Source organism: Streptomyces sp. NPDC025806 (assembly GCF_055558275.1).
This window is the reverse complement of the sequence record NZ_JBVHMU010000009.1, coordinates 85,251-109,485: the sequence shown is the minus strand read 5'-3', so window position 1 is coordinate 109,485 and position 24,235 is coordinate 85,251. Positions and strand designations below refer to the sequence as shown.

Genomic DNA, 24,235 nt, shown 5'->3' with positions numbered 1-24,235 from the left:
CGCCCCCGCCGTAGCCCACCGCTCCCCACCGCCGAGGAATCCCATGAACCCCGCGCCCCCGACCTCTCAGCCCGTTCCCCCGCCGGCCGCCGAGCTGACCGGCGCGATGTTCATCGGCGGCCGGCGCGTCACCGGTACGGGTCCCGAGGCCCGCCCGCACGACGCCCGTACCGGCGCGCCGCTCGAACCCGCCTACCCGGGTGGCACCCAGGACGACGTCGCCGCGGCCTGCGCGGCCGCGGAGGACGCCTTCGACGTGTACCGCGCCATGGGCCCCGGGGACCGGGCCCGCTTCCTGGAGTCGGTCGCCGACCACCTGACCGCGCTCGGTGACGCCCTCGTCGCCCGCGCCCACCAGGAGACGGGGCTCCCGGTGGCCCGGCTGACCGGTGAAGTGGCCCGCACGGCAGGCCAGTTGAGGATGTTCGCCCGAGTCCTCACGGAAGGGAGCTGGCTGGGCGCGCGCATCGACCCGGCGCAGCCCGGCCGCACCCCGCAGCCGCGCCCCGACATCCGTCAGCGGCAGATCCCGCTCGGCCCCGTCGCGGTCTTCGGCGCGAGCAACTTCCCGCTCGCGTTCTCCGTGCTCGGCGGGGACACCGCCTCGGCCCTGGCCGCCGGCTGCCCGGTCGTCGTCAAGGCCCACGACGCCCATCTCGGTACCAGTGAACTCGCCGCGCAGGCCGTCCGCGCGGCCGTCGTCGCGCACGGCCTGCCGGACGGCGTCTTCTCCCTGCTCGTCGGTGACGGCCCGACCCTCGGCACACACCTGGTCACCGACCCGCGCATCCAGGCCGTGGCGTTCACCGGCTCGCGCGCCGTCGGTCTCGCGCTCGCCCGCACGGCCGCCGCCCGTCCGCAACCCGTCCCGGTGTACGCCGAGATGAGCAGCGTCAACCCCGTCGTCCTCCTGCCGGGCGCGCTCGCCGAACGGGCCGCGCCGCTCGCCGAGGAGTTCGTGGCGTCGCTGACGCTCGGCGCCGGACAGTTCTGCACCAACCCCGGGCTGCTGCTCGCCGTGGACAGCCCCGGCCTCGACACGTTCCTCGACGGGGCGGCCCGCGCCGTCGCGGCCGACGCGGGCGCCACCATGCTCACCCCGCGCATCGCCCGGGCCTACCGGACCGAGACCGACACCGTGGCCTCCCGCCCCGGCGTCGAGGTCCTCGCCCGCGGCGCGCTGCCCGACTCCGCGAGCCCCGGGCAGGCCGTCCTCATGACCGTCGCGGCGAAGGATCTGATCGCCGATCCCGAGGCGCAGCGCGAGATGTTCGGCGCCGCCGCGCTCGTCGTGCGGTGCGCGGACCTGGCCGAACTCACCGAGACCCTGCGCCGGCTGGAGGGCCAGCTCACCGCGACCCTGCACATGGCGCCCTCCGACACGGAGGACGCCCGCACCCTGCTCCCGCTGCTGGAGCGCAAGGCCGGCCGGATTCTGGCCGGTGGCTGGCCGACCGGCGTCGAGGTCGGCCACGCCATGGTGCACGGCGGCCCCTACCCGGCCACGACCGATGCCCGCACCACGTCCGTCGGCTCCCGCGCCCTCGAACGCTTCCTGCGGCCCGTCGCCTACCAGAACCTGCCGCACGACCTGCTGCCCGCCGCTCTGCGCGACGACAACCCGTACGGCATCCCGAGGCGCGTCGACGGGGACATCGAGCTCCCTGGCCCGTGAGCCCGTGCGGCCTATGCTCGCTTTGTGCCAAAGATGACCGATGTACTCAAACGGCTGGTGATCGGTCGGGCGCGGCGCAGTGAGGAGTTGACGGAGACTCTGCTGCCGAAGCGGATCGCGCTGCCGATCTTCGCCTCGGACCCGCTCTCCTCGGTGGCGTACGCCACGCAGGAGATCCTGCTGGTGCTCACGCTCGGCGGCCTCGCGTATCTGCACTTCACCCCGTGGATCGCGGGCGCGGTCGTCGCGCTGATGGCGGTCGTGGTCCTGTCGTACCGTCAGGTGGTCCAGGCGTACCCGAGCGGCGGCGGCTCCTACGAGGTCGTGTCGACGAACATCGGGCCGCGGGCCGGGCTCGTGGTGGCCGCGTCGCTGCTCGTCGACTACGTGATGACGGTGGCGGTGTCGGTGGCGTCCGGGGTCGACAACATCATCTCGGCGCTGCCGTCGCTCGCCGCGCACCGGGTGCTGCTGGCCGTCGGCTTCGTCGCGCTGCTCACGGCGATGAACCTGCGGGGTGTCCGGGAGTCGGGGCGCCTGTTCGCGGCTCCCACGTACCTGTTCATCGGCGGCGTGCTGATCATGGTCGGTACGGGGCTGCTGCGGTATCTGCTCGGGGACGCCCCGGTGGCGGAGAGCGCCGCGTACGGCGTGGCGCCCAAGGAGGGCACCACGCAGCTGGCCGGTCTGGCGCTCACCATGCTCGTCCTGCGCGCCTTCTCCAGCGGGTGCACGGCCCTGACCGGTGTCGAGGCCATCTCCAACGGCGTGCCGGCCTTCCGCCGGCCCAAGGCGCGGAACGCGGCGACGACCCTGACGGTGATGGGCACGCTCGCCGTCGTCATGTTCGCCGGGGTGACCGCCCTCGCGCTCGTCGCCGACGTGCACGTGGCGCAGGACCCCTGCCGGCTGACCGGGCTCGCCGGCGACTGCCACGGTCACAGCCAGCGCACCGTCATCGCCCAGCTCGCGGCGGCCGTCTTCGGCGGCCCCGACAGCGTCGGCTTCTACTACATCCAGGCGGCGACGGCGCTGGTCCTCGTCCTCGCCGCGAACACCGCGTTCAACGGCTTCCCGCTGCTGTGCTCGATCCTGGCCCGGAACAGCTATCTGCCGCGCCAGTTGCACAAACGCGGCGACCGGCTCGCGTACTCCAACGGCATCCTGGCGCTCGCCCTGGTCACGTGTCTGCTCCTGTGGGGCTACGACGCGAACGTGACCAGCCTGATCCACCTCTACATCCTCGGCGTGTTCACCTCCTTCACGCTCTCCCAGGCCGGCATGGTCCGGCACTGGAACCGGGAACTGCGCGCCGGCATCGCGCCCGCGCGACGCCGCCGCCACCAGGTGTCGCGCGCGGTCAACGCCACCGGCGCCCTCGTCACCGGCCTGGTCCTGGCGATCGTGCTCGCCACGAAGTTCACCGAGGGCGCGTGGCTCGCGGTCCTCGTCGCGGCGCTGCTGTGGCAGCTGATGCGGTCGATCCGGCGGCACTACGACCGTTTCGCCGCCGAACTCGCGGTCGCGGACCCGGAGACCGAGCGCCGGCTGCCGTCCCGCGTCCTGGCGATCGTGCTCGTCTCCACGGTCCGCAAGCCGACCCTGCGGGCGCTGGCGTACGCCCGCTCGTTCCACCCCGCCGAGCTGGAGGCACTGACCGTAGCCGTCGACCCGGCGAGCCTGGAACAGCTCGAACGGCAGTGGGCGGAGTTCGAGATCGACGTGCCGCTGAAGGTGCTGCAGTCCCCGTACCGCGAGATCACCCGGCCGGTCGTCGAGTACGTACGGTCCGTGCGGCGCGCGGGGCCCCGGGACGTGCTCGCGGTGTTCATCCCCGAGTACGTCGTGGGTCACTGGTGGGAGAACCTGCTGCACAACCAGACGGCGCTGTGGCTCAAGAGCCGGCTGCTGTTCACGCCGGGCGTGATGGTGGTGAGCGTCCCCTGGCAGCTCACCTCCTCCGCGCACGCCGACCGTCCGGCCGCCCGCGCCCCCGGGGCGTCCCGCCGGGGTGAGCCATGAGCACGGTTCGCTCACCGGGAGGGCGAACGGCTGTCACCGACGGTCGCTAGGCTGCCACCCGGCACACCTTCGGAGACTGTGGCGGGGTATGAGCGAGTACACGGGGGAGGCGGGCGACGGGCGGCTGGTCGCCGGCCGGTATCGGATCGTCGGGCGGCTCGGCCGGGGCGGCATGGGCACGGTGTGGCGCGCGGTCGACGAGACGCTGCGCCGCGAGGTCGCCGTCAAGGAACTCAGGTCGTTCAGCGACGCGGACGCGCAGGACCTGGCCGAGCAGCGGCTGCGGATGCAGCGGGAGGCGCGGGCCGCCGCGCGGGTGCGCCACCCCGGTGTGGTCTCCGTGTACGACGTGACCGAGCACGAGGGCCGGCCGGTCATCGTGATGGAGCTGGTCGACGGGCCCTCGCTCGACGGACTGCTGCGCGAGCGCGGCGCGTTGGAGCCGGCCGAGGCGGCCGGGATCGGCGCCCGGGTGATGGACGCGCTGGCGGCGGCGCACGCCGTGGGCGTCCTGCACCGGGACGTGAAGCCGGGCAACATCCTGCTGGAGCACACCGGCCGGGTCGTCCTCACCGACTTCGGCATCGCGGCCATGGACGAGCCCGACGACGGCGCCGCGACGCGGCTCACCCGCAGCGGTGAGGTGATCGGCTCGCTCGACTATCTGGCGCCCGAGCGGGCGCGGGGCGGTGAGCCGGGACCGGAAGCGGACGTGTGGGCGCTGGGCGCGACGCTGTACGCGGCCGTCGAAGGAGTGTCCCCGTTCCGGCGGACCTCGACCTGGTCGACGATAACGGCGATCGTGTCGGACCCGCTGCCGCCGCCGCGACGGGCCGGGGCGCTCCTGACGCCCGCGCTCGCCGAGCTGCTCGAGAAGGATCCGGTGCTGCGCGCCGACGCGGTCCGGGCCGCCCAGTTGCTGCACGCCGTCGCCGCGGGGCAGCCGCTGCCGCCGGGGTCACCGGACACGGTGCGACTGGGCCGCGCGGCGCCGGTCGCGCCCACGCCCGTGGGGCAGTTCGGTCCGCCGCAGGGACCGGAGACCGCGCCGTCGACGCCCGCCCACACCCCTGCCCCGCCGCCCGGCTCCGAGGTCGACACCGAGCGGCGGAAGGCCGGAGGGCGGCGCAGGGCCGCCGTGGCCGGAGCCGTCGCGGCGGTGCTGCTCGCCGGGGCCGGTGCGACGTACCTCGTCACCAGCCGGGACGACGGTGACGGCGGCGGGCGCGGCGCGGAGGCGGCGGACTCGGCGCACCCGGGCGCGCGGCACACCGCGAGCGGCGACGAGTCCGGTTCCGCGAAGTTCCCGGAGGACGGCAAGGGGGGCGGCGGCCAGGACGGCAAGAAGGGCGGCCGGCAGAAGGGCGACGGCAAGGCCGGCGCGAGCGAGGCGCCCTCCCCCGGCACCTCCGGTCCGGCCGCCTCCCGGAGCGGTTCGCCCACGGCGTCCGCGCCGGGAGACGGGAAGGAATCGGGCGGCGCCCCCTCCGGCGACAGCGGATCCGGCGGTGGTTCGGGCGGCGGTTCCGGTGGTGGTGCGCCCGGTCCGTCCTGCGGCGGCGCCGGCGGCGGCAAGGTGAACTGCGAGGTGTGGCGCTCCGCCACGTCCTACGACGCCGGTCACCGGGCGGTCGGGACCCTGAACTCGGGCACCAACTACTTCTACTGCCAGGCGAAGCTGCCCTACCGGGAGACGTACGGGGAGTGGACGAACGTGTGGTGGGCGAAGACCGACGACGACTCGGGCAACGCAAACGTGTTCGTGAGCGCCGTGTACCTCAAGGGCGGTGAGAACGACCAGCCGGTGCCGGGCCTGCCGGTCTGCTGAACTCCTGCCGCGCCCTCTGCCCGCCGGTGACTATGCCTCGGAGGACATCGGGGTGTCGCCGCGGTCGCCGACCGAGTCGCGGGTCGCGGACGCGGGGACGGGGCGGTCGTGGCGCAGCGCGTTCCACACCCGCTCGTCGGCCTTGCGCAGCGGCAGCACGCGGCCCGCGTCCTGCGCGTCGTAGGTGACGGGCAGCGTGAGCATGTGGGTGCGCTCGGGGCTGATGCCCTTGAGTTCCTGGGCGAGGCCGAGGAGCTTCTTCGCGGAGGCCAGTTCGGAGTCGGCGCTCAGGGACTTGGTCGCCGTGTCCATCAGGGCGTACGACTTGGCGGGGTGGCTGAGCGGGTCGAGGGTGTCGGCGCGCTGGATGAGCGCCTTGACGAAGGCCTGCTGGAGCTGGATACGGCCGAGGTCGCTGCCGTCGCCGACGCCGTGCCGGGTGCGGACCAGTTCGAGGGCCTGCTCGCCCTTGAGGCGGTGCTTGCCCGCGTTCAGGGTGAGGCCGCTGTACGGGTCGTCGATGGCCTTGCGGGTGTTGACGTCCACGCCGCCGAGTTCGTCGATGAGCTTCTGGAAGCCCTTGAAGTCGACTTCGAGGTAGTGGTCCATGCGGACGCCCGACAGGTGCTCGACCGTCTTGACGGTGCACGCCGGGCCGCCGACCTGGTACGACGAGTTGAACATGGTGGCGTGGGCGGCCGGGGCGCTGCCGCCGTCGGTGGTCCGGCACTCGGGCCGGTCGACGAGGGTGTCGCGCGGGATGCTGACGACGGAGGCCTTCTTGTGGCTCTTGTCGACGTGCAGGACCATCGCCGTGTCGGCGCGGGCGCCGGCGATGCCGGTGCCGTAGTGGCCGTGCGTGCCGGCCCGGGAGTCGGAGCCGAGCAGCAGGATGTTCATGGCGCCGTCGTGCCGTGCGTCCGGGCGGTCCGTGCCCAGGGCGGCGTTCACGTCGGTGCCCTTGATGTTGCCGTCGAGGTGCTGCCAGGCGTAGGCGACGCCGGTGCCGCCGGCCACGACGACGGCGGCGGCGCCCCACGCCACCCAGCGCAGGGGCCTCCTGCGCCGCCGGTGCCGGGAGCCCCCGGTGCTCGGGGGCCCGTACTCGGGGGCCGGGTGGGGATGGTCTGCGCTGCTGCCGTGCATGTGGTGCTCCTCGCCGCCCTGTCGGGCGGCCCGCGTCGTCGTCCCGGGTCGTGCCTCGCCCCCGTGCCGTCGGCTCAGTACGCGCCGAAGACGTTGTCGATCGAGCCGTAGCGGTCGGCGGCGTAGTTCGCGGCGGCGGTGATGTTGGCGACCGGGTCGGTGAGGGAGTAGGCAGTGCCCTCGACGTGGTAGGCGTCGAAGGTCGGCTGGATCACCTGGAGCAGACCGATGGACGGGGTGCCGTTGATCGCGTTGATGTCCCAGTTGTTCTGGGCCAGCGGGTTGCCGGAGGACTCGCGCATGATGTTGCGGTAGAGGCCGTCGTACGAACCGGGGATGCCCTTGGCGGCCATGATGTCGAGGGACTCGCGGATCCAGCCGTCGAGGTTGTTCGCGTAGCCCTTGGCGGCGACGAGGGACGCCGTCGTCACCGAGGCGGGGGCGGCGGCGGGCTCGGCGGCCTGCGCGGTGGTGGGGACCAGGGTGAGCGCGGCGGCCACGGCGCCGGCACCGGCGATACCGGCGACGGAGAAGCGCGGAAGGCGAGAGGTGCGGGCGGCGCCGGTCCGGGTGCGCTTGAGGTTCATGCGGGGGAACTCCCTGGTGCGTCGTGAGGCTCCGGCGGAGGTTCCGCCGTTCTGCCGTCCCGGCTGCTGCCTGGAACGACGCACAGCTTTAGGGGCGGTCCGCACAGGACGCAAAGGTGTGACGTACTACCCGACTACGCAGTAAACGGACGTCTCCGCGAGGTGGAGCAGGACGCGGCCACGGCCTCCGGCTACTATCCGGGTCCGTAGATGGCGCAGGTCACATGGCGCGGCTCACACAGCCGTGTCCGATCCGCCCTTTTCCTCCCCGCATCGCGCGGCACCAGTCCCCTGACCTGCGCAATTTCGGGATTTGTCCCGCTTTCAGTGGGCATGGCCGGACGGGGTGGATCAGACCTCGGCGCGCCTGCGGAGCCGGACCGGGACATAGAGGACAAGAGCGACTACGAAGGCCACGTAGTAGCCGAGGTCGGCGCCGTGCAGCGCCTCGGCGACAGGTCCCACATAGAGGGCGGTGTCCATGAACGGCACGGTGGCGGCGAAGGATCCGGCGAAGGCGATCAGAGCGGGGAGCACGGGCTGCGGCCGGCTCTCCTCCGCCGCGAGGTCCACGGGCGCCCCGTCGCGGGCCCGGCGGCGGGCGAACCAGTCGACGAGGACGACGGCGACGAAGCCGGGGATCCAGTAGCCGACGAACAGGAGCACGTTCTGGAAGCGGGCCGCGGTGTCGGCGGCGTGCATCCACAGGACGAGCGGGAAGCCGAGGAGTGCGGCGAGCGCGGCGCCGAGCGGGCGGGGCAGCCGGACGCCGACGACCTGGAGGGCGAGCGAGCCGCTGTAGTCGTTCATCGCGTTGCTGCACAGGGCGGCCAGCGCGACGGCCAGCAGCCCGAGCGAGCCGACGACGCCTCCGCCGAGGAGGGTGTCGACGCCCTGGGCGGTCTGGTCGGTGAAGACGGAGGCGCCCCCCAGTCCGAGCGCCTCGACCGCGGTGAAGGAGACGACGATGCCGGCGAGCGTGCACCAGAACATGCGGGACGGGGACGTGGTGCGCGGGAGGTAGCGGCTGAAGTCGCTCGCGTACGGGGCCCAGGAGACGGACAGGCTGAGCGCGACGGTGGTGGTGAGGACGAACGCGCCCATCCGGTCGGCGCCCTGTGCGGCGCCGTGGGACGCGGGGGTGACGCCCGCGTCGGCGAGACGCAGGGCCAGGGCGCAGAAGGCGACCGCGAGGACGGCCGTCATCCACTTCTGCAGGCGGTGGATAGCCTCGTAGCCGAACGCGCCGAGCAGCCCCTGCGCGCCCATCATCACCAGGGCGCCGAGCCAGAACGGCCAGCCGCACAGCCGGGCGAGCGCGTCGCCGCCGAACAGGCCGATGAGCGCGTCCCAGGCGATGGACGACAGCCACTGGAGCGCGCCGGGGACCACGACCCCGCGCCCGAACGCGAGCCGGGCGAGCGGCAGTTGTCCGGCGCCGGTGCGGCTGCCCCAGGTGCCGAGGTAGGCGGTGGGGATCGCGCCGAGGACCGTGCCGAGGACGACGGCGGCCAGCGCGGTCGCGAAGTCGAGGCCGAGGGCGATGCCGACCGTGCCGGTGAAGACACCGCTCATCGTCAGGTTCGGCGCGAACCAGACGGTGAACAGGCGGCCTGCGCCGCCGTAGCGGTGCTCCTCGGGGACGGGCGCGATGCCGCGCGCCTCGGGGCGCCAGTCCCCCGGCGCGGTGGGCATCCGCCCGTCAAAGGCGGCGCTCCGGGGCTCGCTCGAGACATGCGGTATCGACATCGCTGACATCCCTCCGCCAGTGCTAACTGGTTCAGGTTCTACGGGTGTGATCTCAGCTCCGTCGCATGTGCGGGAGCACCCCGTGTCGGGCAGTACGGGAGCGAACACTAGCCGCTGACCGGGCGGGGGACGAAGCCGCCCCGGCTCCGTCCCACACTCCGGTCAGCGATGCCGGCCTCCGGGGCGCGTCACATGTTGATCATGTGGCCCGCGAGTCCGTGCACGGCCTCCTTCACGGCCTCGCCCAGCGTCGGGTGCGCGTGCACGTTGCGGGCGACCTCGTGGACGGTGAGGTCCCACTGCTGGGCCAGCGTCAGTTCCGGCAGCAGCTCGGTGACGTCCGGGCCGATCAGGTGCCCGCCGATGAGCTCGCCGTGCGTGGCGTCGCTGATGAGCTTGACGAAGCCGTTGGTGTCGCCGAGGCCGTGCGCCTTGCCGTTCGCCATGAAGGGGAACTTGGCGACCTTCACGTCGTAGCCGAGGTCGCGGGCCTGCGCCTCCGTGTAGCCGAAGCTGGCGATCTGCGGCTGGCAGTAGGTGGCCCGCGGGATCATCGCGTAGTCGAGCTCCATCGTCTCGGCGCCGGCGAGCGTCTCGGCGGCGATGACACCCATCGCCTCGGCGGTGTGCGCGAGCATCAGCTTGGCGGTGACGTCGCCGATGGCGTAGATGTGCGGCACCGAGGTGCGGCAGAAGCCGTCGACCTGGATCGCGCCGCGCTCGGTGAGCGCGACACCGGTGCCCTCCAGGCCGTAGCCCGTGACGTTGGGTGCGAAGCCGATGGCCTGGAGGACCTTGTCGGCGGTGAGGACCTGCTGGGCGCCGTCCTTGCCGGTGACGGTGACCTGGACGTCGGGGCCGGACTCGTCGATGGCGTCGACCCGGGTCGACGTCAGCACGTCGATGCCCAGCTTGCGGTACTGGCGGGCCAGTTCGGCCGACACCTCGGCGTCCTCCAGGGGCGCCATCCGGTCGAGGAACTCGACGATCGTCACCTTCACGCCGTACTGGTGCAGCACGTACGCGAACTCGATGCCGATCGCGCCCGCGCCGGCGATGACGATCGAGCGGGGCAGCTCGTCGGCGAGGATCTGCTCCTCGAAGGTGACGACGCGTTCGCTGCGCCGGGTGCCGGGCAGCAGCCGGGGCGTGGCGCCGGTGGCGATGATGCAGTGCTCGAAACCGATGGTGCGGGTCGTGCCGTCGGACCCGGCGACCTGGAGGGTGTGCGCGTCGAGGAAGGTGCCGCGGCCGTCGAACTCCGCGATCTTGTTCTTCTTCATCAGGTAGTGGACGCCCTTGACGCGGCCGTCGGCGACCTTGCGGCTGCGGGTGAAGGCCTCGCCGTAGTCGAAGGTGACCTGGCCGTCGACCTTGATGCCGAAGGTCTTCGCCTCGTGGTGGAAGATGTGGGCCAGTTCCGCGTTGCGCAGCAGGGCCTTGGTGGGGATGCAGCCCACGTTCAGACAGACGCCGCCCCAGTACTTCTCCTCGACGACCGCGACCCGCTTGCCGAGCTGGGCCGCACGGACCGCGGCCACGTATCCGCCGGGTCCCGCTCCCAGTACGACCACGTCGAACCGCTCGTCCTGCTCCACCATGACCATGTCCTCTTTCATAGCCTCGTCCGTCGCGGGGATCGCCCGCCGTGTCGGATTCTGCCGCTCCGACGGGTCGGCCACCACCGCGATGAGGCGCATACCCTCGACAGCGTCGGACATCACAGTCGTCGGACTTCACGGTCGGACATGGCAGGGGGAGGCGAACGGTGTTCCGGTCCGTCAGGCATGGGCGGTCGCTCGCGATCGTCCTGTGCGTGCTCGCCCTGCTGCTGCTCGGTCCGAGCGCGCCCGCCGGAACGCTCGTCGCCCGGCCCGCGCTGCCGCCGGGCGCGCCCACGGACGTCGTCGAGGGCCGGGTGATGACGTGGAACCTGTGCAATCCCTGCGGCGGACCCGAACTCGCCGTCGGGCGGGCAGCGCACATCGCCGCGTACGCGCCGCAGGTCATCGGCTTCCAGGAGGCGTGCGCGCGGGACGTCGAGCGGATCCGGGACCACCTGGAGCGCCTGTACGGGCTGCGCTACCACGTGGCGTACGGGCCGGTGCTGCGCAACTGGGGGCGGTGCGGCGGGCTGCCGTGGCGGCCGGGCGGCTTCGGGCAGGCGATCCTGTCCGCGGAGCCGATGACGGAGCGCAGGACGGCGGAGTACCCGGACGGCGGCTCCGAGGACCGCGGCTATCTGGCCGTCACGACCGTGGTGGGTGGCCGGCCCGTGCGCGTCTTCGACACGCATCTCGCCCAGCGCAGCCAGGAGTCGGTCCGGGCGGGCCAGGTCCGTTTCCTCGCGACGGCCGTCTCGCGGTACGCGCACACGGTCGTGCTCGGCGACTTCAACGCCGTGCCCGAGTCGCCCGAGCTGCGCCCCCTGTGGAAGGTGGCCCGGAACGCGGCGCCCGAGTGCGGCCCCTCCCCCACGGCGGGCTGTGCCACCACGACGGACTGGCACAGCACCTTCGACCACGTCTTCCTGCGCGGGATCGCGGCGCGTGGGCACGGCGTCCATCCGAGCCGGTACTCGGACCACGACGCCGTCCACGCCGACCTCGGGCCGGATGTCTAGCAATCCCTTCGGTCCTCCGTACGGAAGGCGGCCCGGCCACCTGACAGGACCGCGCTCCCCCGTTCGGCGTCGGACGCGGTGAACGTCAGGGCGCGCGGGCCGTCCGTCCGGCACTCCGCGAGCAGCCGGTCGTCGGGGAACACCGGGGCCGAGAAGCGGGCCTCCAGGGTCTCCAGGTCGGCGGGGTGAGCGCCCAGGGTGCGGGCGAGCGGGAGGGTCGTCGCGGCGAGCGTGCACAGGCCGTGCAGGAACGGGCGAGGCATACCGGCGGCCCGGGCGGCCCCGGGGTCGATGTGCATGGCGTGTCGGTCGCCCAGCAGGCGGTAGAGCGCGGCCTGTTCGGCGTGCGTGGGCACGGTGACGCGGTGGTCGGGGGCGGTGTCGGACGGGCGCGGCGCTGAGGGGCCGCGCTCGCCGCCGAAGCTGCCGCGTCCCGGGGCGAAGAGGGACCAGGTCGCCACGAAGAACTCGCTCTCCACCTCGACCTCGTAGACGGCGGCGGCGCCCTTGTCCCACACCTGCGACACCCGTGCCGTCATGGTGAGTTCGCCGCTGCGCGGCAGGGCGCGGCGCACGGTGAGGCGCTGCGCGCCGTGCACGGCGGTCGTCACGTCGAAGGCGCCCGCGGAGCCGAACGCGTCGGGCGCCCACTGGGCGAGGGTGAGCGCGAAGGTGGGCAGGACCCGCAGGCGGTCCTCGTACACGAGGTCGAGCTCGTCGGCGCGGGCGCCGACGGCGAGCGCGTAGAGGATCGCGTCGCGTTCGGTGTAGCCGACGGTGCGGCTGCCGAGGGCGTGGCCGCGCCAGTCGGCGCCGGTCGGTGCGGACACGGGTGCGTTCATCGGTCGACTCCCAGGACGAGACCGCTGGTGGGGACGCCGGTGCCGGCCGTGACGAGCACGTGGCCGACGCCGTCGGGTTGGTTGACGGAGGTGCCGCGCACGAGGCGGACCCCTTCGGCGATGCCGTTCATGCCGTGCAGATAGGCCTCGCCGAGCTGGCCGCCGTGCGTGTTGGTGGGCAGCCGTCCGCCGAGTTCGAGATGGCCGTCGGCGATGAAGTCCTTGGCCTCGCCGGTGCCGCAGAAGCCGAGCTCCTCCAGCTGCGGCAGGACCAGCGGCGTGAAGTGGTCGTAGAGGATCGCGGCGTCGACGTCGTCGGGCCGCAGCCCGCTCTGCGCGTACAACTGCCGCCCCACCAGGCCCATTTCGGGGATGCCGCTGATCTTCGGCCGGTAGTAGCTGGTCATCATGTGCTGGTCGTCGCCGAGGCCCTGCGCGGCGGCGCGGATCACGGCCGGGGGGTGCGGCAGGTCGCGGGCGCGTTCGGCGGAGACGATCACGAGGGCCTGGCCGCCGTCGGTCTCCTGGCAGCAGTCGAGGAGCCGCAGCGGTTCGGCGATCCAGCGGGAGGCCTGGTGGTCGGCGAGGGTGATGGGCCGCTCGTAGTACCAGGCGGCGGGGTTGGTCGCGGCGTGCTTGCGGTCGACGACGGCGACGCGGCCGAAGTCCTCGCTCGTCGCCCCGTACTCGTGTTGGTAGCGGCGGGCGAACAGGGCGACCCACTGGGCGGGCGTGTTGAGTCCGAAGGGGGTCATCCAGGCGTACGCGGCCCGGTCGGCGCTGCTGTCGAGGGCCCGGTCCGCCTGGCCGAGCCCGTACCGCTCGCCGGAGCGTTCGTTGAACGCCCGGTAGCAGACGACGACTTCGGCTGCGCCGGTGGCGACGGCCATGGCGGCCTGCTGCACGGTGCCGCAGCCGGCGCCGCCGCCGTAGCCGACGCGTGAGAAGAAGGTGACCTCGCCCATGCCCGTGTTACGGGCCACGTGGATCTCGGAGTTGGTCTCGGCGGTGAAGGTGACGAGGCCGTCGACGTCGGCGGGCGTGAGCCCGGAGTCGGCGAGCGCGGCGAGCACCGCCTCGCAGGCGAGCTGGAGTTCGCTGCGGCCGGAGTCCTTGGAGAACTCGGTGGCGCCGATACCCGCGATGGCGGCGCGGCCCGACAACGGGCTCCCGCCGGTCACTGTCCGGCTCCGGCGGGGAGAGACACGGTGACGGTGCCGGTGACGTGGGCGCCGAGGCTGTTGGTGCCGCGCACCGCGATCTCCACGCGCCGGCCCGCGTCCGACTTGGTGACGACGGTGCCGGTCAACACCATGGTGTCGTCCGGGTAGTTGGGCGCTCCGAGGCGGATGCGGAGGGCGCGGACGACGGCTCCCGGTCCGGCCCAGCCGGTGACATACCGGTCGACGAGTCCGTTCGTGGTGAGGATGTTCATGAAGATGTCCTTCGAACCGCGCGCGCGGGCGAGTTCGGGGTCGTGGTGCACGTCCTGGTAGTCGCGGCTCGCCAGGGCCGTCGCGACGATCAGGCTCCGGGTGACGGGGATCTCCAGCGGCGGCAGCGTCTCGCCGACCGTCACGTCGTCGTACGTTCTGCTGGGGGCGGCCGGGGCGGTCACGCGGGCACCTCCTGGGCGGCGAGGAGGTCGCCGAGCCGGGCGAGGCCCGCGCCGGGGCCGCCGAGGGTGGTGGAGATCTGCCGGCCCCACAGGAAGTGCCGGTGGACGGGGTAGCCGGTGTCGACGCCGAGGCCGCCGTGCACGTGCTGGACCCGGTGCACGACGTCGGCGCCGCCGTCCCCGGCCCACCACTTGGCGACGAGCACGGCCTGTTCGGCTCCTCCTTCCCCGTCGGCGAGCGCGGTGACCGCCTGCCACAGGGTCACGCGCATCGCCTCGATGTCGATGAGGCAGTCGGCGAGCTGGTGCCGGACGGCCTGGAAGGCGGCCAGGGGGCGGCCGAACTGCTCGCGGGCCGTGAGGTGCGCGGCGGCGTGCTCCAACGCTCCTTGTGCGACGCCGAGTTGGAGGGCGGCGAGGGCGACGGAGGCCTGGTCCACGAGCCGCTCCACGACGCCATCGCCGGGCGCTCCGACGGCCTGGGCGCGGGCGCCGTCGAGGTCGAGGTGGGCGCTGCGGTCGTGGGTGGTGGTCTCGGCGGGCGTCCAGGTCGCGCCGGGCGCGTCGGCGGCGAGCAGGAACAGCCCCGGTCCGGCGTCGGTGGCGGCGCTCACCAGGACGTGCCCGGCGCCGGCGGGTGCGGGCACGACGGCCTTGGTGCCGTGGAGTCGCCAGCCGTCCTCGTCGGGGCGGGCCGTCGTCGTACGGGGTGCGCGCGGGTCGGCCGGTCCGAACTCCTCCAGGGCCAGGGTGACCCGGGCGCTGCCGTCGGCGAGCGAGGACAGCGGTACACAGCCGCCGTGGGCGGCAAGGGTCAGGGCGCCGAGGACGGCGGGCCACAGGGGGACGGGCGCGACGCGGCGGCCCTGTTCCTCCAGGAGCACGCAGAGCGCGGGCAGGTCCAGGCCCGCGCCGCAGGCCGCCTCGGGCAGCGGGGCGGCGAGCAGGCCGGACGCCGCGAGGGTGTGCCAGAGCTCCTCGTCGGTGCGGCTGTCCGAGGTCTCGACGGCGCGCAGCCGGTCCGGGGTGGCCCGGTCGGTGAAGATCTCACGGGCCAGGTCCCGCAGGGCTTCGAGTTCTTCTCCCAGGGAGAAATCCATCAGCGGGCCTCCGTCGTGGCGGGCCGGAACACCGGCAGGGACAGGTCGGGGTCGGCGTCGAGCCAGTCGAGGACGACGGGCAGGTCGATCTCGACGTCCTCGGGGGCGATGCCGGTGAGGTCGGTGATCAGCCGGGTGCCCTCGGCGAGTTCGACGAGGGCGACGACCAGCGGGTACTGGAACGCCGGGTGCCGCGGGTGGTGGTTGACGGTGAAGCTGTGGACGCGACCGCGCCCCGAGGCCTGCACGGTGTCCCACTCCAGGGAGCCGCAGTGCGGGCAGCAGGGGCCGGGCGGATGCCGCAGCACCTTGCAGTCGGCGCAGCGCTGGATGAGCAGCCGGTGGTCCTTGGCTGCCTCGAACCAGAAGGCGTTGTCGCGGTTGACCGCCGGGCGCGGGCGCAGGGCGCGGGCCGGGCGGGCGGTGTCGGGGGCCACGGGGCGGAAGCGCAGGGTGCGCCAGCGCTGGGTGGCGACGACCTCGCCGTGCTGGTCACGGTAGGTCTTGAGGGTCGTGACGAAGCGGCCGGCGCCGAGGCCGGTCCGCTTCTCCTCGGAGATGGACTCGACGACCTCGGCGACAGACACCTCGTCGCCGGGCACGAGTTCGCGGACGAACTCCAGCTCGGAGTCGGTCGCCACCACGGACGTGTAGCCGCCCTCGTCGAGCAGCTCGACCAGTTCGTCGTAGTCGCTGCGGCCGGGCCGCGGCGCGACGGTCGCGGTGTAGCCGCGCATCGTCCAGGCCTGCACCATCGAGGCGGGGGCGACGACGCCGTCCCGGCCGGTGGCGCGGGCGGCTTCCGCGTCGGTGTAGACGGGGTTGGTGTCGCCCATGGCCTCGGCCCAGTGCCGGATCATCGGCTGGTTCACGGGGTCCTGGCCGGGCGTCGGCTCGCTCAGGACGCGTCCGGTGAAGGCCTGGAGGCGGGCCTCGTACGCGCTGTCCGGCTCGGCGCTCACGCGGTGCGCCTCTCGCGGGGCAGGCCGAGTCCCTGGGTGGCGGCCATGTCGCGCAGGACCTCGTTGACGCCGCCGCCGAAGGTGTTGACGATGCTCTGCCGGGACAGCTGCTCGACCTGTCCGGCGAGGACCGCGCCGGGTGACTCGGGGCGGATCCGTCCGGCGGCGCCGAGGATCTGGCTCAGAGACCGCTGTACGTCGATGTGGGTCTCGGTGCCGTAGACCTTGGCGGCGCCCGCGTCGGCGCCGGTGAGCGCGCCGCGGGCGACGGCGTCGGTCATCTTCCAGTTCATCAGGCGCATGGCTTCGAGGCGGGCGTGGGTGCGGGCGAACTCCTGGCGGACCCAGGGCAGTTCGGCCATGCCGTTGGCCTTCGCCCAGTCGAGGACCTGTTCCCAGAGCTGGAGGGTGCGGCCCCCCAGGGCCGCGAGGCCGATGCGCTCGTGGTTGAGCTGGGCGGTCATCAGGCGCCAGCCGCCGTGCACGGCGCCGACGACGGAGTCGGCCGGAACATGGACGCCGCTGTAGTAGGTGGCGGTGACGGTCATGCCGCCGACGGTCCGGATCGGGCTCCAGGAGAAGCCTTCGGCGTCGGTCGGCACGATGAGCACGGAGATGCCCCGGTGCCGGGGCGCGTCCGGGTCGGTGCGGGCGGCGAGCCAGATGTGGTCGGCGGTGTTGGCGCCGCTGGTGAAGACCTTGGCGCCGTCCACGACGAAGTCGTCCCCGTCGCGGACCGCGCGGGTGGTGAGGGAGGCGAGATCGGTACCCGCGCCCGGCTCCGTGTAGCCGATGGCGAAGACGGTCTCTCCGGCGAGGATGCCGGGCAGGAACCGCCTCTTCTGCTCCTCGGTGCCGTACTCCATGAGGGTCGGGCCGACCGTGTTCACGGTGACGAACGGGAAGGGCAGCCCGGCCCGCTGGACCTCGTCGAAGAACACGTACTGGTCCTCGGCGGAGCGCCCCTGGCCGCCGTACTCGACGGGCCAGCCGAGGCCGAGCCAGCCGTCGGCGCCGAGCCGGGCCACGACCTCGCGGAACCGGCCGCCGCCCACCCCTTCCTCGCCGACCCTGCGCCGCTCGTCCTCGGGCAGCAGGGCCGCGAAGTACGCCCGCAGTTCCCGGCGCAGCGCACGCTGTGCGGCGCTCTCGCGCAGGTCCATCTCGTTCTCCACTCGCGTGTCGGTTCTCGTCAGGGCAGGAAGCGGGCGCGGCCGTTGGCCAGGAACTCCTCGCGCAGTGCCGCCTTGTCCGCGTCCGACATGAGCGCGTACGCGGGTGCGCCGCGGCCCGTCCAGCGGTGGACGGGGTCGGTGGTGCGCCAGCCCTCGGACTGCATCTCCTTCTTGCGGAGCTTGTTGGACCCGGTGGCGGGCAGGGCGTGCGAGACGCGGACGTGGCGCGGGACGCCCTTGGTGCCGAGGTCCTCCTGTCCGGTGAGGAACTCGGGGAGCAACAGGTCCTCGAAGCGGCGGCCCTCGGGGATCTCGATCGCGGCCATGACCTGGTCGCCGCTGCGCGGGTCGGGTACGCCGAAGACGCCCGCGGCGAGCACGTCGGGGTGGCGGCGCAGGACGCGTTCGACCAGGAGGGCCGAGGTGTTCTCGCCGTCGACGCGGATCCAGTCGCCGGAGCGTCCGGCGAAGTAGAACCAGCCGGCCTCGTCGACGTAGCCGAGGTCGCCGGTCCAGTACCAGCCGTGGTGGACGCGTTCGGCGTTGGCGGCGGGGTTCTTGTAGTAGCCCTCGAAGCGGTCGGCGCCCTCGGTGTCGACGATCTCGCCGATGGCCTCCTCCGGGTTGAGCACCCGGCCGTGCGCGTCGAGCCGGGCGGGCGGGCACGGGGCGCGGGTCTGCGGGTCGACGATCCGCACACCGTCGCGCGCGGGCACGCCGAGCGCGGTCGGCGGTCCTTCGGGCGCCTGTCTCAGCATGCCGGCGCCTTCGCTGGAGCCGTAGCCCTCGACGAGCCGGCAGCCGAAGCGGCTGAGGAAGGCGGCCTTGTCCTCGGGGGACGCCTCGGTGCCGAAGGCGTGGGTCAGGGGGTTGTCGGCGTCGTCGTCGCGGGCGGGCTGCCCGAGGACGTAGGCGATCGCCTTGCCGACATAGGTGAAGAAGGTGGCGCCGAAGTGCCGTACGTCGGGCAGGAATCCGGACGCCGAGAACTTCGGGGTGAGCGCGACGGCGGCGCCCGCGGCGAGAGCCGGGGCCCACAGGGCCATCAGCGCGTTGCCGTGGAAGAGCGGCATCGGGCAGTAGCAGATGTCGTCGCGGGTCACGTCGTACTTGGCGGCGTTGGCGTGGCCGAGGCCGGCGAGGCGGCCCTGCGAGCAGAGCGCCGCCTTGGACGCGCCCGTGGTGCCGGACGTGAACAGGAGCAGCATCCGGGTCGCCGCGTCGACGGCCGGGTCGCGGGCCGGTTCGCAGGCGTGTGCCGCGACCCGGTCCGCGTACGCCGGGTCGTCGACGAGGACGAAGCGCTCGGGCGGCACGCCGACGTCGAGGCCGTCGAGCAGCGCGCGTCCGGCCCGGTCGGTGACGATCACCTGGCAGTCGGTGTGCCGGACCTCCTCTTCCAGGTAGCTGCCGCGCCGGGTCGGGTTGATGCCGACCACGGCGGCCCCCGCGAGGGCGGCGCCGCCGAGCCAGAACAGGTACTCCGGCACGTTGTCGAGCAGGACGCCGAGGTGGAAGGGCCCTTCGGTGCGCAGGGTCCGGGCGAGCGCGGCGCGGGCCGCGCTCTCCCGGACGACCGCGTCCCAGGTCCAGGTCCGCTCGCGGGTGAGCAGTCCGGGCCGGGTGTCGCCGGTGCGGGCGAGCAGCAGGCCGGCGATGGTGTCGTGGGTCAACTCGACGTCCCCGTCAGATCATCGAGCGCATCGGGCCCTGCGGGGGCTCGACGCCGATGTCGGTGAGCGCGGCGGCGTGGTAGACGGAGCCGGGCACGTGGATGGCGTGTGTGAGGCCGACGTGGGCGTCGCGCCAGAACCGCTGGAGGGGGTTGTCGTTGCGCATCGCGTTGCCACCGGAGCGGGCGACGATCTCGTCGACGGCGCGCACGGCCCGCCAGGCGGCACTGGTCTGGATCCGGCGTCCGGCGGCGCGCCGGGCGAAGTCGACGGTCTCGCCCGCCTCGACCATGTCGTACACGCGGCAGACGTTGTCGAGCAGCGCGGAGCGGGAGGCGGCGATCTCGGCGGCGGCCTCGCTGACCGCGTAGAGGACGTACGGGTCGTCGCGGACGGCGGTGCCGGTGATCTGCACGCGGTCGCGCTGGTAGGCGAGGTGGTGGGCGAGGGCGCCCTCGCAGATGCCGATGACGGAGGCGGTGATGCCGAGCGGGAACGCGGCCGAGAACGGCAGGTGGTACATGGGGTTGGTGAGGCCGCGCTCCTTGGCGAGCCGGCCGTCGATGACGTCCTGGAAGTCGATGACGCGGTACTCGGGGACGAAGGCGTCACGGACGACGATGTCCTTGCTGCCGGTGCCGCGCAGGCCGACGACGTCCCAGGAGTCGGCGACGATCTCGTAGTCGGCGCGGGGCAGGATGGCGTGCATGGCCCGCGGCGGGTTCAGCATGGCGCCGTCCTCGTCGGCCAGGAAGGCGCCGAGGAAGATCCAGTCGCAGTGGTCGGTGCCGGACGAGAACTGCCAGTGCCCGTTGAAGACGTAGCCGCCGTCGACCGGCCGCAGCAGGCCCATCGGCGCGTACGGGGAGGCGATCCAGGTGTCGGGGTCGGTGCCCCACACCTCGTCCTGGACCTTGGGGTCGGCCATGGCCATCTCCCAGGGGTGCACGCCGACGACGCCGGAGACCCAGCCGGTGGCTCCGTCGCAGGAGGCGATCTTCATGATCGTCTCGGCGAACTCGCGGGGGTGCAGCTCGAGTCCGCCGTGCGTCTTCGGCTGAAGCATGCGGATGGCGCCGGTCTCGCGCAGGGCCTTGGCGGCCTGGTCGTCGAGGCGACCGAGTGTCTCGTTGGCGGGACCGAGCGCGCCGATCTCCTCGGCGCGCTCGACGACGGCGTCCAGAACCGGATTGGACATGGCGGATCACTACTTCCTTGCGAAGGGGGGCGAGAAAGCGGAAAGGGGAGGCGCGGGGCCGCCCCGTCGGCGGCCGGTCGCTTCAGGCCGCGCCGGGCCGGGTCAGGCCGGGTCCTTGCAGGTCAGGACCCTGGTCAGGCCGGGTCCTTGCGGGTCAGGAAGGCGAGGACCGCGCTCTCCCAGGCGGCCTTCTGCTCGATCATCACCCAGTGGCCGCACTCGGGGAACACATGGAGTTCGGCGTCCGGGATGGTGCGCATGGGGACGATCGACATGTCGACCGGGCTGACCCGGTCGTCCCGGCCCCAGGTGATGAGGGTCTTCGCCTTCAGCCGGTGCAGGACGGCCCAGTACGGGGGTTCGTCGGAGGCCGCGGCGGCGGCTGCCATCGCGGCGAAGGCGGCGCTGCCGTACATGGAGCGCGCGGTGGCGAGCGCGTCGGGTTCGACGGCCAACTGCCAGCGTTCCTCCACGAGTTCCTCGGTGACGAGGCTCTGGTCGAACACCATCGAGCGCAGCCAGCGGATCAGGCCCTCGCGGGTGGGGTCGTCGGTGAACTCGCTGAGCAGCCGGATGCCCTCGCCGGGGCCCGGGCTGTACAGGTTGCGGCCGATGCCGCCGATGGTGACGAGCCGGCCGACCCGGTCGGGGTGCTTCAGGGCGAACTGGGTGCCGACGATGCCGCCCATGGAGTTCCCGATGACGTCGACCTGCTCCAGGCCCAGCGCGTCGAGGAACCGCTCCAGGGCCGCGGACGCGGTCGCCATGGGGTGGCCCTCGACGGGGTCGCTGACCCCGAAGCCGGGCAGCTCCAGGACCAGGCAGCGGAAGTGCTCGGCGAACGCGGCGAGGTTGCCGCGGTAGTTGCGCCAGCCGGTGACGCCGGGGCCGGAGCCGTGCAGGAGGACGAGCGGCGGCCCGTCCCCGGCCTCGTGGTAGCGCAACACTCCTTGCTCGGTGACGAGTTCACGCAAGGTGGACTCGTGGGTCAGCTCCGTCATCTGCCTCGCCTCCGCCGTTCCTGGGGTCGTCAGCGCGAACGGTGCCAGGGGTGGCGGCCCGGCGGTCGGGGCCGTCCCGATCAGCGGGACGGAGCGTCCGGCCGGCCGGGACCCGCGGCCCGCTCGGAGCTCGGGTACAGGTCGCAGGAGACCTGTCGGGCGGCGTCGAGGACGAGCGGGGCGACCCGGTCGAGCGGGGCCCGGACCTCGCCCGCGAGGGAGATCGCCGCCACCGGTCCCGCGGGGCCCTGCACGGGCGCCGCGACGCAGGCGATGCCGGGGAAGTAGGCGCCGTACTCGAAGGCGAGGCCCTGGCGGCGCCGGATCCGGTTCAGCTCCTGGTGCAGCTTCGGCGGGACGGCGCCGGCGCGGGCGGGCGGACGCTCGCGGACGGAGTCGAGGCGGGCCTCGGCCTCCTCGGGTTCGAGGCCGGCGAGCATGGCCTTGCCGAGTGCGGTCGCGTGGGCGGGCACCCGGCCGCCGACCCAGGAGGGCACGTGCGCGGCGAACGGGCCGCCGGCCTTGTCGAGGTAGTGCACCTCCGCCTCGTCGAGCACCGCGAGGTGGACGACGAGTCCGGTACGGATCTGGAGTTCGTGCAGGCGGCCGGCCGCTGCGGAGCGGATGTCGGCGTGGGCTCCGTCGCCGCCGAGTCCGAGGGCGCGGCGGCCGAGGCCGTAGCCGGAGCGGGTGTGATCGAGCCAGCGGAGCCGGACGAGCTGTTCGAGGATCCGGTGGGCGGTGGAGCGGGGCAGGCTGGTGCGGCGTGCCACGTCCTCCAGGGTCAGCCGGGTCGTCCGGTCGGTGAACGCGTCCATGATCAGCGTCATGCGCTCGACCATCGACGGCGGCAGCTCCGAGCGGGCGGGCGCCTGCGCCACGGGCTCGGTGTCGACAACCGTCATGAGGCCCTCCATGCGGAAGATGCGGGGTGCGGGATGTCGGAACGCCGGCCTGGAACGGCGTCCGTTTTCCGAGTTCTAGCAGCAGGTCAGGACCGCAGGAAGGTGCCCGCAACGCGCTTTCCCGCTCAGCGGGACAGCGGCTCGCGGGGCCTCGGGTCAGGTGCGGGAGGCCCTGAGTTCGACCGCGTCGAGGAGCAGGGACAGGGTCGTCTCGAACTGGTCGTCCTCGTCCGCCTCGGCCAAGTAGGGGGCGGCCGCGGCGAGGTGGGGGTAGGTCGCGGGCGGCACGGCGAGGTACTCGCGGCGCCAGGCGAGCCGGTCGCCCTCGCGGGCCCGGCTGTCGAGCGCGGCGAACGCGGCCTCGTAGGAGGAGACGGCGAGCGCCGTCTGGACCAGGGAGCGGTAGTAGCGGGCGGCCTCGCGGTCGTCGAAGCCGGCCTGGCGCAGGGCGCCGATGACGACGTCGGCGCCCCGGAACTCGGCGGTGCGGCGGGAGACGCGGGAGGCGACGAGGACGGCGACCTGGGGGTGGGCGCGGCAGGCGGCGCGCACCCGGCGGGCCAGCGACTCCAGGGTGGCCCGCCAGTCGGCGGCGGGCGCGAACCCGTCGAGGGCCTCCTCGATGAGCCGCTCGGCGAGGCCGCGCAGGATCTCGTCCTTGCCGGAGAAGTGGCGCAGTACAGCGGTGTGGTTGGCGCCGAGGTCCGCGCCGAGCCGGCGCAGAGTGAGCGCGTCGGGGCCCTCGCGCTCGACGAGGGCGAGGGCGGCGTCCAGGACGACCTGCTGGTTGAGCGACGTGGTCGGGGGGCGGCCACGCCGTGCGCGGGGCCCGGTCCCCTCGGGCGTCCCCGGTTGCGTCATGCGGGTCATCCTAGCGACCGGGTCCGACGGCCCGCGGGGTCAGTCGCGGGCGTCGAGCCAGGTCACGAGCGAGGTCAGGGCGGCGACGGTCTCGGCGTCGAGCGCGTCGTCGTCGGCGACGGGCCAGGCGCCGGTCTTCACGATCACGACGTCGGCGGCGGGGTCGATCCACAGGTACTGGCCGTAGATACCGCGCCCGGTGAACGCGCGGTGCGGGCCGCCGAGGGTCCACCACTGGTTCGTGTAGCCGTAGTGGGCGGGCAGGTCGGGGCCGAGGGCGCCGACCTGGAGGTGGGGGCGCCCGGCGGTGCGGCCTCGCTCGATCCAGTCGACGGGCACGATCTGGCGTCCGCCCCGCTTGCCTCCTGCGGCGAGCAGGGCGCCGAGCCGCAGAAGGTCGCGGACGGAGGCGTTGAGGGAGCCGCCGCCGAGCGCGGTACGGGGGCGGGCCCGGGTGAGGAAGTAGTAGGCGTCGTGCTCGGCGCCCATCGGCTGCCACAGGCGCTCGGTCGCGTAGCGGGCCAGCGGGGTGCCGGTCGCCGCTTCGAGGGCCCAGCCGAGGACCTGGGTGTCGAGCGTGGAGTAGTTGAAGACCGTGCCCGGTTCGGCGGTGCGGGGCAGGGAGCGGATGACGTCGAGGACCGAGCCGCCGCCGGTGACGGCCCGCTCGAACCGGCTGATCGGCGCGTGCGGGTCCGCGTAGTCCTCGACGCCGCCGGCGCCGCTGCACATGTCGAGCAGGTCGCCGACGGTCGGCCCGTCGTACGCGGATCCGGCGAGCTCGGGGACGAGCGAGACCGCGGTGCGGTCCAGGCCGTCGAGCGCGCCCTCCTCCAGGGCGATGCCGGTGAGCAGGGAGGTCACGGACTTGGTGACGGAGAAGAGCTGGAAGCGCGCGTCGGGCCCGGCGAAGCGGCCGGGGTACGACTCGTGCACCAGCTCGCCGCGGTGCAGCACGGCGAACCCGGTGGTCCAGGTGCGCCGGTGCAGCTCGTCGAGGGTGCGGGTCCGACCGCCGTACGTGTAGGTGCAGTCGAGCGGGAGCGGCCGGCGCGGGAGGGGGTGCGGGGTCGCGGCGCGGGTCACGGTGTCGGTCGGCATGAGCGCCGCCATGTGCGTGAACGTCCACTCGTTGAGGGGCCGGGACATCGCGAGCGTGCCCTGGTTGCGCCACAGCCAGGCGGCGCCGGCCGCCAGACCCACGGCGGCGGCTCCCGCGACCGCCCGGTTCCTCTTCGTGCCGCGCATCGCGCCCCGCCCCTCCGTCGCC

Annotated in this window: 20 protein-coding genes and 1 riboswitch; of the genes, 4 read left to right on the top strand and 16 right to left on the bottom strand. The window is 73.5% G+C overall.

The genetic code is table 11. The features are described 5' to 3' along the window. Positions 1-43 precede the first annotated feature (43 nt). The 3 genes from ACZ4E1_RS21720 to ACZ4E1_RS21710 all read left to right on the top strand — a co-directional run bounded on the left by ACZ4E1_RS21720 (position 44) and on the right by ACZ4E1_RS21710 (position 5,525). Positions 44-1,675, top strand: coding sequence for an aldehyde dehydrogenase (NADP(+)) (locus ACZ4E1_RS21720; protein WP_467541509.1), 1,632 nt, complete (start codon positions 44-46; stop codon positions 1,673-1,675). A gap of 33 nt (positions 1,676-1,708) precedes the next feature. Continuing rightward, the gene (locus ACZ4E1_RS21715; RefSeq protein WP_467541507.1) at positions 1,709-3,697 is read left to right on the top strand and encodes an APC family permease; all 1,989 of its coding nucleotides are present in this window, start codon (positions 1,709-1,711) and stop codon (positions 3,695-3,697) included. Positions 3,698-3,785: 88 nt separating this feature from the next. Then, positions 3,786-5,525, top strand: a complete 1,740-nt coding sequence (locus ACZ4E1_RS21710) for a serine/threonine-protein kinase (RefSeq protein ID WP_467541504.1) — start codon at positions 3,786-3,788, stop codon at positions 5,523-5,525. Positions 5,526-5,555: 30 nt separating this feature from the next. Here the strand turns inward: ACZ4E1_RS21710 and ACZ4E1_RS21705 are convergent, their stop codons facing one another. The 4 genes from ACZ4E1_RS21705 to lpdA form a co-directional block, all read right to left on the bottom strand. Then, positions 5,556-6,671 (bottom strand): LCP family protein, encoded by a 1,116-nt coding sequence (locus ACZ4E1_RS21705; RefSeq protein WP_467541502.1) that lies wholly within the window; start codon positions 6,669-6,671, stop codon positions 5,556-5,558. 74 nt (positions 6,672-6,745) lie between these two features. Continuing rightward, entirely contained in the window at positions 6,746-7,258 is a 513-nt protein-coding gene (locus ACZ4E1_RS21700) for a transglycosylase SLT domain-containing protein (protein ID WP_467541500.1), read from the bottom strand. Positions 7,259-7,609: 351 nt separating this feature from the next. After that, positions 7,610-8,953 (bottom strand): purine-cytosine permease family protein, encoded by a 1,344-nt coding sequence (locus ACZ4E1_RS21695; RefSeq protein WP_467541498.1) that lies wholly within the window; start codon positions 8,951-8,953, stop codon positions 7,610-7,612. A 45-nt stretch (positions 8,954-8,998) separates the two neighbouring features. Further along, a riboswitch (TPP riboswitch) is annotated at positions 8,999-9,100 on the bottom strand. A 95-nt stretch (positions 9,101-9,195) separates the two neighbouring features. Further along, entirely contained in the window at positions 9,196-10,608 is a 1,413-nt protein-coding gene (gene lpdA / locus ACZ4E1_RS21690) for a dihydrolipoyl dehydrogenase (protein ID WP_467541940.1), read from the bottom strand. A gap of 167 nt (positions 10,609-10,775) precedes the next feature. Here lpdA and ACZ4E1_RS21685 point away from each other — a divergent pair, with 167 nt between their 5' ends. After that, positions 10,776-11,630 carry an endonuclease/exonuclease/phosphatase family protein gene (locus ACZ4E1_RS21685; protein ID WP_467541496.1) on the top strand — a complete coding sequence of 285 codons (855 nt, stop codon included), beginning with the start codon at positions 10,776-10,778 and terminating at the stop codon, positions 11,628-11,630. Here the strand turns inward: ACZ4E1_RS21685 and ACZ4E1_RS21680 are convergent. The 12 genes from ACZ4E1_RS21680 to ACZ4E1_RS21625 form a co-directional block, all read right to left on the bottom strand. After that, positions 11,627-12,472, bottom strand: a complete 846-nt coding sequence (locus ACZ4E1_RS21680; RefSeq protein ID WP_467541493.1) for a MaoC/PaaZ C-terminal domain-containing protein — start codon at positions 12,470-12,472, stop codon at positions 11,627-11,629. The genes ACZ4E1_RS21685 and ACZ4E1_RS21680 overlap by 4 nt on opposite strands. Then, on the bottom strand, positions 12,469-13,653 hold the full coding sequence (locus ACZ4E1_RS21675) for a lipid-transfer protein (RefSeq protein WP_467541492.1): 1,185 nt from the start codon (positions 13,651-13,653) through the stop codon (positions 12,469-12,471). Before ACZ4E1_RS21675 ends, ACZ4E1_RS21680 begins: the two co-directional genes overlap by 4 nt. Continuing rightward, positions 13,650-14,051 (bottom strand): MaoC family dehydratase, encoded by a 402-nt coding sequence (locus ACZ4E1_RS21670; RefSeq protein ID WP_467541938.1) that lies wholly within the window; start codon positions 14,049-14,051, stop codon positions 13,650-13,652. The genes ACZ4E1_RS21675 and ACZ4E1_RS21670 overlap by 4 nt, the downstream gene beginning before the upstream one ends. A 35-nt stretch (positions 14,052-14,086) precedes the next feature. After that, positions 14,087-15,190: an acyl-CoA dehydrogenase family protein gene (locus ACZ4E1_RS21665; protein ID WP_467541490.1), complete on the bottom strand. Its 1,104-nt coding sequence runs from the start codon at positions 15,188-15,190 to the stop codon at positions 14,087-14,089. Continuing rightward, positions 15,190-16,152, bottom strand: a complete 963-nt coding sequence (locus ACZ4E1_RS21660; protein ID WP_467541488.1) for a bifunctional MaoC family dehydratase N-terminal/OB-fold nucleic acid binding domain-containing protein — start codon at positions 16,150-16,152, stop codon at positions 15,190-15,192. The genes ACZ4E1_RS21665 and ACZ4E1_RS21660 overlap by 1 nt, the downstream gene beginning before the upstream one ends. Next, positions 16,149-17,315, bottom strand: a complete 1,167-nt coding sequence (locus ACZ4E1_RS21655; RefSeq protein WP_467541486.1) for an acyl-CoA dehydrogenase family protein — start codon at positions 17,313-17,315, stop codon at positions 16,149-16,151. Before ACZ4E1_RS21655 ends, ACZ4E1_RS21660 begins: the two co-directional genes overlap by 4 nt. Before the next feature lie 29 nt (positions 17,316-17,344). After that, entirely contained in the window at positions 17,345-19,000 is a 1,656-nt protein-coding gene (gene casI, locus ACZ4E1_RS21650) for a steroid-22-oyl-CoA synthetase (RefSeq protein ID WP_467541484.1), read from the bottom strand. A gap of 13 nt (positions 19,001-19,013) precedes the next feature. Next, positions 19,014-20,198: an acyl-CoA dehydrogenase family protein gene (locus tag ACZ4E1_RS21645; protein ID WP_467541482.1), complete on the bottom strand. Its 1,185-nt coding sequence runs from the start codon at positions 20,196-20,198 to the stop codon at positions 19,014-19,016. Between the two features lie 134 nt (positions 20,199-20,332). Beyond that, the gene (locus tag ACZ4E1_RS21640) at positions 20,333-21,199 is read right to left on the bottom strand and encodes an alpha/beta fold hydrolase (protein WP_467541480.1); all 867 of its coding nucleotides are present in this window, start codon (positions 21,197-21,199) and stop codon (positions 20,333-20,335) included. An 80-nt stretch (positions 21,200-21,279) separates the two neighbouring features. Next, positions 21,280-22,104, bottom strand: coding sequence for an IclR family transcriptional regulator (locus tag ACZ4E1_RS21635; protein WP_467541478.1), 825 nt, complete (start codon positions 22,102-22,104; stop codon positions 21,280-21,282). Between the two features lie 156 nt (positions 22,105-22,260). Further along, positions 22,261-22,965 carry a TetR/AcrR family transcriptional regulator gene (locus ACZ4E1_RS21630; protein WP_467541476.1) on the bottom strand — a complete coding sequence of 235 codons (705 nt, stop codon included), beginning with the start codon at positions 22,963-22,965 and terminating at the stop codon, positions 22,261-22,263. Positions 22,966-23,004: 39 nt separating this feature from the next. Continuing rightward, positions 23,005-24,213 (bottom strand): serine hydrolase domain-containing protein, encoded by a 1,209-nt coding sequence (locus ACZ4E1_RS21625; protein ID WP_467541474.1) that lies wholly within the window; start codon positions 24,211-24,213, stop codon positions 23,005-23,007. Between the last annotated feature and the right edge of the window lie 22 nt (positions 24,214-24,235).